The organism is Polaribacter sp. (assembly GCF_039939415.1).
In the GTDB taxonomy this organism is placed as follows: domain Bacteria; phylum Bacteroidota; class Bacteroidia; order Flavobacteriales; family Flavobacteriaceae; genus Polaribacter.
Genome location: NZ_JBDVJE010000058.1, coordinates 1 through 9,633, shown reverse-complemented (window position 1 = coordinate 9,633; position 9,633 = coordinate 1). Strand labels below are relative to the sequence as shown.

Below are 9,633 nucleotides of genomic sequence, written 5' to 3'. Positions count from 1 at the left end.
TCGAATCCTGCCACCCCGACTAAAATTGATATTAAAGAAAACTGCAAAACCTTGTAAATCGTATGATTTACAAGGTTTTACAGTTTTTGGGTTACTATCATAATGATTGAGTTAAAATGATTATTAAGTTTCTGTTTATTCAAGAATAACTATAAGAGAATTTAATAGAAAAAAATCATAAAAATATAATTTTAGTAGATTATAACAGTTTAATTATCTCCCTATTGCTTAAAAAATAATTTACTATAATCTTGATATTTATTTATCAATTTATTAAATCTTTAATTTTTAAGTTTTACAGAAAGAATAAAAAAACACTCCCTTTTTTATTAAAAACAGAAGATAAATCTATGTTATAACATCATTTAATTGCGTTTTAACAAGTAATTACCAATAACTACTATAATAAACCTAGATTTTTCTTGCTTTTCTAACTTTTATAATTATATTCGAAAATTACAAAAAAGGAAATACAAAGAATGAATTTATTAGAAAGAGCTGAAGAATTTGAACACAGAAAATTCTCATTCAAAACAACAAGTGATAGAATAATTGCCTCTAGAGAAGTAAAAGCTTTAATATTAGAATTAAACGAGGTATATAAGGTAGAAAAAGACGTTAAAATTATGGATCAAATGAAACGTTTAACTGCTGTAAAACAGAAAATAGAAAAACGATTGAAAGGTAGACCATAAAATTTAAATAAGTATTTATAGAGAAATAGCAAAAGAAATTTCTTATTGTAGAAATTATAATTCTATACTACTAACATTTTGTTTTACAAATTAAATATACTTTAATTATATTTTTATAGAGAAAAAGACAACAAATTGAAAAATTTTGCGTTTTTTAAATTTAAAGATGGTAAAATAACCAAAAAGCAATTGTTATTTACCATTTAATAAATTATTTATTCTTGATAAAAAAGCTTCAATAGTATTGAAGCTTTTTTTATGCAAAAAAATAAAAAATATTTTGGTAAATCTTAATAATTGTGTTTTATTTGCGCACTCAAAATAAAAGCCGATGTAGCTCAGCTGGCTAGAGCAGCTGATTTGTAATCAGCAGGTCGTGGGTTCGAGTCCCTCCATTGGCTCTAATTTTATAAAGTCTCAAAAATATTTTTTTTGAGACTTTTTTTATTTATTTTATAATTTGTATTCTTATATGAATTATTAATAAGGATAAAAAAACTTTAAGAAATAGTAAAATCTTTATTATTTTAGTCAAATTAATTATCATAATTATAATTATATGCTCATTATAGGAATTGCTGGAGGTACTGGAAGTGGAAAAACTACTGTTGTAAATCAAATTATAAAACACTTACCATTAGATGAGGTATGTGTTATCTCCCAAGACTCTTATTACAATGCCACAAAAAATCTTTCTTATGAAGAAAGAACTAAAATTAATTTTGATCATCCAAGAGCTATTGATTTTAATTTAATTGTTAAACATTTAAAAGAATTAAAATCTGGTAAAACAATTGAACAACCTATCTATTCTTTTGTTACCCATAATAGAACAACAGATACTTTAAAAACACACCCAAGAAAAGTTGTAATTGTAGAAGGTATTTTAATTTTTAACAATGCAGAATTAAGAGATTTATTTGATATCAAAATATTTGTTCATGCTGATACTGATGAGCGTTTAATAAGAAGAGTTAGAAGAGATATATCTGAAAGAGGAAGAGATATTGATGAAGTTTTAAATCGTTACCAAGACACATTAAAACCAATGCACAGACAATTTATTGAGCCTACAAAAAACTTTGCAGACATAATAATTCCTAATGATAGACATAATACGGTTGCAATAGATATTGTTAGAACTGTAATAAACGAGCGATTATAAACTATTTATGAATTTAAAAAAAATTAGAAAAAATACTCTGGTAAAGGTTTTAACTAACGTTTTTGTTTTAATCTTAATTCCATTTTTAATTTGGATGTTTTTTTTTGATGAAAACTCTTATCTTGTTCATAATAAATTTAACAATGAAATAAATGATTTGGAAAGCACAATTTCTTTTTACAAAAAGAAAATAAAAGAAGATAAGGCAACCATAAAAAAACTACAAGACTCTCTTCAATTAGAACGTTTTGCTAGAGAAAAGTATTTAATGAAAAAAGAAAATGAAGAAATTTATTTAATTGAATTTGATACAATAAACTAATAAATGACTAAACTTCTATTTGATGAATTTAATAAAACTTCACCTGCTGCTTGGAAAAATAAAATTCAAGTAGATCTTAAAGGTGCAGATTATAATGATTCTTTACTATGGAAAACAAAAGAAGGAATTGTTATAAAACCTTTTTATACTTCAGAAGACAGGTGCAATATAGAAATTAAACTTCCTAAAAACGGATTTAATATTTGTCAAACTATATTTGTAGATGATGAAAAAATTGCCAATTCATTAGCTTTAGATGCTTTAAAAAATGGAGCAAATTCTATCCAATTTGTAGCCAAAAAAAAATTTAACTATAAAATATTACTTGCTAAGATTAATTTTAGTTCTACTTTTTTATACTTCAAATTTTATTTTCTCAATTCTGATTTTAAAATTGATTTATTCAATTTTATTAATTCTGAAAAAACTTTTTTTCAAACTGACATAATAGGTAATTTAGCCGAAAGTGGTAATTGGTATAAAAACTTAAAGGAAGATTTTAAAAAGGTAGATTTAATACAAAATAAGATTACAAACTGCATTTCTATTTCTGGAGATTTATATCAAAATTCAGGTGCTACAAATACCCAACAACTTGCTTATACACTAGCTCATGCAAATGAGTATTTAAATAAGTTTGGTAATAATATTGCTAATAAAATTCATTTTTCATTTTCAATTGGAAGTAATTACTTTTTTGAAATAGCAAAATTAAGAGCTTTTAGAATATTGTGGTCCTTACTTTTAAAAGAATATAACGTTAAAGATACTGAAGCTCATTTGTTTGTTCAACCTAGCTTAAGAAATAAAACGCTTTATGATTACAATGTAAACATGTTAAGAACTACTTCTGAAAGTATGAGTGCTATACTTGGTGGAGCAAATACTATTTCTAATATTTCTTTCGATCATATTTTTAACAAATCTAATGAATTTGGAGAAAGAATTTCTAGAAATCAATTACTCATATTACAAAATGAGAGTTACTTAAAAGAAGCTCAAAATTTTGCTAATGGGTCTTATTATATTGAGTACTTAACACAACAAATAGCAGAGAATGCTCTTGATCTATTTAAACAAATAGAAAAAAACGGAGGATTTTTAAAACAATTAAAAGAGGGAATTATTCAAAAAAAAATAAAGGAAAGTGCTAAAAAAGAAGAGAAAGAATTTATTGAAAATGAAATTGTTTTAATAGGAACAAATTATCAGAAAAATATTTCAGATAATATGCAACATAATTTAAAATTATATCCTTTTATAAAACAACGTAATATAAAAACGTTAATTCCCCCATTAACTAGATACAGACTTTCAGAATCTTCTGAAAAAATCAGATTAGAAACTGAAAAAAGTATTAACCCTAAAAATTATGGATAAAAACAAAGAAATCCTTAAAAAACAGAAAAGACAAAATCAAATAAAAAAAGAGGTAAAAGAAATTAAGAAAAAAATTCCTTCATTTATTATTGGTTTTATCTTTTTTACAATAGTTAGTCTTTATTTTCTAGAAGACAGCTTTTATCGTTTTTTTGGAAATAGTGTAGATTTAGTAAGAATTATTGTAGTTGTTTTAGGATTATTCTCTTTTTCTTTTTTATTAATAAGTTACATAAAAATTAAAAAAAGAGAAAAAGAATCAAAAGATATTGGATCTCAATTATACAAACTTCAAAAGTTAGAAATCGAGAAAGAAGATGAGTAGAAAAGATGTACAGCATATAAAACTTAGCAATAAAAACAAAATTGCTAAGCCATCATTTATACATGAAGGCTTTGTTGCTGGAATTGCTCCTAACTTAAGAGGACCTTACTCTACAATGTACGTTAGAAGACCTTGGACTATTAGGCAATATGCTGGTTTTTCTACAGCAGAAGATAGTAATGCTTTTTACATAAGAAACTTAAAAGCGGGTCAAAAAGGATTATCTGTAGCTTTTGATTTAGCAACTCACAGAGGTTATGATTCTGATCATGAACGCGTACAAGGAGATGTAGGTAAAGCAGGAGTAGCTATAGATTCTGTAGAAGATATGAAAATTTTATTTAACAAAATTCCGTTAGATAAAATGTCTGTTTCTATGACAATGAATGGTGCTGTATTACCAATATTAGCATTTTATATTGTTGCCGCAGAAGAACAAGGAGTAACTTTAGATAAATTATCTGGAACAATACAAAATGATATTCTAAAAGAGTTCATGGTTAGAAATACATACATCTATCCTCCTTCTCAATCAATGAAAATTATTGCTGATATTTTTAAATACACTAGTAATAAAATGCCCAAATTTAACTCTATTTCTATTTCTGGATATCACATGCAAGAAGCAGGAGCAACAGCAGAAATAGAATTAGCTTATACACTCGCAAATGGTTTAGAATACATCAAAAAAGGCATTGAGGCAGGAATGGATATAGATGCCTTTGCACCTAGACTTTCATTCTTTTGGGCTATTGGAATGGATCATTTTACTGAAATCGCAAAATTAAGAGCTGCAAGAATGTTGTGGGCAAAAATTGTAAAAAAATTCAACCCAAAAAATTCAAAATCATTAACTTTAAGAACGCATTGCCAAACAAGTGGTTGGTCTTTAACAGAACAAGACCCTTTTAATAATGTTGCAAGAACAACTATAGAAGCTATGGCTGCTGCTTTTGGTGGCACACAAAGCTTACATACAAATGCTTTAGATGAAGCAATTGCTTTACCTACAGATTTTTCTGCAAGAATTGCAAGAAATACTCAAATATATTTACAAAAAGAAACACAGATTACTAAAACTGTAGATCCTTGGGCTGGAAGTTATCATCTTGAAAAACTCACAGAAGATATTGCAAACAAAGCCTGGGAATTGATTAAAGAAATTGAAGATTTAGGAGGAATGACTAAAGCAATTGAAAAAGGAATTCCTAAATTACGTATAGAAGAAGCTGCAGCAATAAAACAAGCTAAAATTGATAGTGGTAAAGATGTAATTGTTGGTGTTAATAAATATCAATTAAAGAAAGAAGACCCTTTACATATTTTAGAAGTTGATAATGAAGCTGTTCGTAAATCTCAAATTAAAAGATTAAAACAAATAAAATTAAATAGAAATAATTCTAAAGTTAAAAAATCTTTAACCTCTTTAACAGAAGGGGCAAAATTTGGTAACGAAAATTTATTAGAATTAGCAGTAAAAGCAGCAAGAAATAGAGCAACTTTAGGTGAAATTTCTGATGCTTTAGAATCTGTTTTTGGTAGACATAAAGCTGTAACTAAAACTATTTCTGGTGTGTATAGTAAAGAAATAAAAGACGATAAATTATTTAAAAAAGCATCTAATTTAGCTAATAAATTTGCAACTCTAGAAGGTAGACGTCCACGAATTATGATTGCTAAATTAGGACAAGATGGTCATGATCGTGGTGCAAAAGTTGTAGCTACTGGTTATGCAGATTTAGGTTTTGATGTAGATATTGGTCCATTATTTCAAACACCTCTAGAAGCCACCAAACAAGCCGTAGAAAATGATGTTCATATGTTAGGCATTTCTTCTTTAGCTGCTGGTCATAAAACCTTGGTTCCTAAAGTTATTGCAGAATTAAAGAAATATGGTAGAGAAGATATAATGGTAATTGTTGGAGGCGTAATTCCTGCACAAGATTATCAATTTTTATTTGATGCAGGAGCTGTAGGTATTTATGGCCCTGGAACAAAAATTTCTCAAGCTGCTATAGATTTACTAACAATTTTAATAGATAGTATTGTAGAATAATTTAATTAGTAGCTTAACTCTTTTTTTAACAAATCTTAACATTAAAAAAGAACATTACTAGAAGAGGTATTATTTCTTTTATCCGTAAATTTGCGAGACCAAAAAAAATCACCAAACTAGAATGAAAAATATTCTTAATATACTCTACTCTACTCGCTTAATGGCAGTTTTATTTATCCTATTTGCAACATCAATGGGAATTGCCACCTTTATTGAAAATGATTTTGGAACACAAACATCCAAAGCATTAGTTTACAACACATGGTGGTTTGAGTTAATAATGCTATTTTTTGTTATTAATTTCTTTGGAAATATTTTTAGATATAGATTGTACAAAAAAGAAAAATGGGCGGTATTAATGTTTCACTTATCTTTCTTATTTATTTTAATAGGTGCAGGTGTTACTCGTTACATTGGTTATGAAGGCATTATGCTAATAAAGGAAGGAGAAACTACTAATAAATTTTTATCTGAAACCACTTATTTAAATGCCATAGTTGATAACGGTGAAATGCAAAAACCTGAAATAAACAAACCTTTAATCTTTTCTGCTTGGGGAAAAAATTCTTGGTCTTATACTGATAATTTTAAATCTAATGGTAAAACACAAGATTTTAAAATCGACTTGGTAAATTATATTCCTTGGGCTGAGAAAAAATTAATTGAGGATGAAAATGGTGTAGAACATTTATTTTTTGTTGAATCTTCTGAAGGCACTAGACATGAACACTGGTTAAAAAGAGGAACTATTCAAAATATTCACGGTGTTTTAGTTGGTTTTGATGCTTCTGAAAACAGTGCTTCTATCAATTTTACAAAAGAAGAAGGAAATTTAACTTTGGTTTCTAAAGACGATGGAGATTGGTTTAGAATGGCAGATCAAAAAAGAGGGAAAATCACAAAAGATTCTATTCAACATTTTCAATATTTAACTTTGCATAATATTGCTGGGTTACAATTTGTGGTTCCAAGACCTGCTGAAAAAGGAATTATGAAAACTGTTAGCGGACCAAAAGATGACAAAAAATTAGATGTAATTGTACTAGATGTTACCAGTAATAATGAAACTAAAAGAATAGAATTAACTGGAGGTAAATTTAACTCTGAAGGTTCTAAAGAAATTACTGTTGGTGGGTTAAATTTTAGGATGTTATATGGTGCAAAGATCTTAGAAACCCCTTTTTCAGTTAAATTAAATGACTTTCAATTAGAAAAATACCCAGGTTCAGAAAGTGCTGCTGCTTACGCAAGTGAAGTTACAGTAGTTGATACAGATGAAACTTTTGATTATAGAATATTTATGAATCATATTTTAGATCATAAAGGTTATAAATTCTTTCAATCTAGTTATGATTTGTCTGGGCCCATAGAAGAAACACATCTGTCTGTAAACCATGATTTTTTAGGAACATTCATTACATATTTTGGATATTCATTTTTATACATAGGTCTTATTTGTATTTTATTTGCTAAAAACACTCGCTTTGATGATTTAAAATTAAAACTAAAAAAAATTAGAAAGAAAAAATTAGCTTTATCTATTCTAGCTACAATATTCTTGTCTAGTTTTAATTTTGCACAACATGATGCGCATCAAACAAAAAAAATTACTAACCAACAAATTGATTCTATTTTACAAGCCAATTTAGTAGATTTAGAACATGCTGAAAACTTTAACAAATTAGTTATTCAAGATGCTGGTGGACGTATGAAACCTGCTCATACATTTGCTTCTGAATTAATTAGAAAAGTTAGTAAAACAGACACTTTTAACGGAATGGAAGCAAGTCAGATTTTGCTTTCAATTATAGAAAACCCTAGACTTTGGTTTGAGGTGCCCGTTGTTTTTTTAGAAAAAGAAAACACTAAAATTAGAGAAACTTTAGGTTTATCTAAAGATGCTAAATATGCTCGTTTATCAGATTTTATTTCTCCAAGAGGGGCATATATTATTAAAGAACAAGTGGCAGAAGCACAAAAGAAAAATGTTAAAAATAAGTTTGAAAAAGATTTAATAAAAATAGACAGACGCGTAGGTTTATTATACAGTGCTATTGGCGGTGGAATTTTACGCATATACCCAATTCCTGATGACGAGAATAATACTTGGGTTTCTCAACCAGAAACCTCTACCGCAGGTTTTAAAGCCACAGATTCAGTTTTTGTACGTCAGTCTTTACCTGTTTATATTCAACTTTTACAAGAAGCAAAAAAGACAAAAAACTACTCTAAAGCAGATCAGATTTTAGATGGAATTAAGAAATTTCAAAAGAAATTTGGAGCTGAAGTTTATCCTGATGAAAAACAAGTTGAATTAGAAATTTCTTATAATAAAATTCAACCTTTTCAAACACTTGCTAAATATTATGGTTACTTAAGTTTATTTCTTCTCATTTTTGTTTTTGTTGAAATTTTTAACACAAAAAAATGGGTTAATACATTAATAAAAATTTTAATAGGTAGTGTTATAATCTTATTCTTACTGCACACCTTTAGTTTAGGCGCAAGATGGTACATAAGTGGCAATGCCCCTTGGAGTAATGCTTATGAATCTATCATATTTGTAGCATGGTCAACAATGTTATTTGGTCTTTTTATAGGAAGAAAATCTACGTTAACAATTGCTGCTACTACTTTTTTAGTATCAATTATGTTAGGTTTTGCACACCAAAATTGGTTAGATCCAGAAATTGCAAACTTACAACCTGTTTTAAATTCTTGGTGGCTTTTAGTACATACCTCTATTATTGTTGCTAGTTATGGTCCGTTGTCTTTAGGAATGATTCTTGGTATTTTTGCAATAATTCTAATAGTTTTTACAACCGAAAAGAATAAAAAGAAAATGGATTTAATAGTTAAAGAAATTACCATTATTAACGAAATGACAATTACTGTTGGTTTGGTGATGTTAACTATTGGAAACTTTCTTGGTGGAATGTGGGCTAATGAAAGTTGGGGTAGATATTGGGGCTGGGACCCAAAAGAAACTTGGGCTTTAATTTCTATTATGATTTATGCTTTTGTTTTACACATGCGTTTAATACCAGGTTTAAGAGGAAGGTTATCTTTTAATTTTGCATCTGCTTTTGCTTATTTATCTATAATGATGACATATTTTGGTGTAAACTTTTATTTATCTGGATTGCATTCTTATGCAAGTGGAGATCAATCTGTAACACCAAAAGAGGCATATATTTATATTGTGGCATTAATTTCACTAACAATAATTGCTTCTTTTAAATACAAGAAATACTTTAAAAAGTAAGGATATAATTTAGTAAGAAAATGTATTTTTGTCTTCGATAAAAAAATACAAAACAATATGTTTCATAAAAATATAAAATTAGTTATTGCAGGTTTACTTGCTGCTTGGTCTGTATATCAATTTAGCCAAGTAAATATAATGAACGGAATTTCTATCTTATTATTAGCTGGAATTTTTGTTTTGTTATACTTTAAAAATGAATTTATTTTAATGGCATTTTTACAGTTACGTAAACAAAACTTTGAAGGAACTAAAAAATGGTTAGGATATATTAAGAACCCTGAGGCTGCTTTAATTACAAAACAACAAGGTTATTATAATTATTTACACGGAATTATTTTAAGTCAGACAAATATTACCCAAGCTGAAAAATTCTTACGTAAAGCTGTGAAATTAGGTTTAGCAATGGATCATGATTTAGCTAT

The 9,633-nt window shown here is 27.5% G+C and carries 8 protein-coding genes and 1 tRNA gene; all 9 read left to right on the top strand.

The features are described from left to right. Positions 1 to 479: 479 nt before the first annotated feature. Positions 480 to 695: a hypothetical protein gene (locus ABJG40_RS09860; RefSeq protein WP_348024406.1), complete on the top strand. Its 216-nt coding sequence runs from the start codon at positions 480 to 482 to the stop codon at positions 693 to 695. A 327-nt stretch (positions 696 to 1,022) separates the two neighbouring features. After that, positions 1,023 to 1,096 (top strand) — tRNA-Thr (locus ABJG40_RS09855). A 158-nt stretch (positions 1,097 to 1,254) separates the two neighbouring features. Next, positions 1,255 to 1,860 carry a uridine kinase gene (udk, locus tag ABJG40_RS09850; RefSeq protein ID WP_348024405.1) on the top strand — a complete coding sequence of 202 codons (606 nt, stop codon included), beginning with the start codon at positions 1,255 to 1,257 and terminating at the stop codon, positions 1,858 to 1,860. 7 nt (positions 1,861 to 1,867) lie between these two features. Then, entirely contained in the window at positions 1,868 to 2,182 is a 315-nt protein-coding gene (locus ABJG40_RS09845; protein ID WP_348024404.1) for a septum formation initiator family protein, read from the top strand. A gap of 3 nt (positions 2,183 to 2,185) precedes the next feature. Then, on the top strand, positions 2,186 to 3,562 hold the full coding sequence (locus tag ABJG40_RS09840; RefSeq protein WP_348024403.1) for a methylmalonyl-CoA mutase subunit beta: 1,377 nt from the start codon (positions 2,186 to 2,188) through the stop codon (positions 3,560 to 3,562). Continuing rightward, entirely contained in the window at positions 3,555 to 3,887 is a 333-nt protein-coding gene (locus ABJG40_RS09835) for a hypothetical protein (protein ID WP_348024402.1), read from the top strand. Before ABJG40_RS09840 ends, ABJG40_RS09835 begins: the two co-directional genes overlap by 8 nt. Continuing rightward, on the top strand, positions 3,880 to 5,943 hold the full coding sequence (gene scpA, locus ABJG40_RS09830; RefSeq protein ID WP_348024401.1) for a methylmalonyl-CoA mutase: 2,064 nt from the start codon (positions 3,880 to 3,882) through the stop codon (positions 5,941 to 5,943). Before ABJG40_RS09835 ends, scpA begins: the two co-directional genes overlap by 8 nt. 121 nt (positions 5,944 to 6,064) lie before the next feature. Then, positions 6,065 to 9,208 (top strand): cytochrome c biogenesis protein CcsA, encoded by a 3,144-nt coding sequence (gene ccsA, locus ABJG40_RS09825; RefSeq protein ID WP_348024400.1) that lies wholly within the window; start codon positions 6,065 to 6,067, stop codon positions 9,206 to 9,208. 57 nt (positions 9,209 to 9,265) lie between these two features. Beyond that, a partial coding sequence (locus ABJG40_RS09820; protein WP_348024399.1) for a DUF2892 domain-containing protein occupies positions 9,266 to 9,633 on the top strand: 368 nt, incomplete at its 3' end.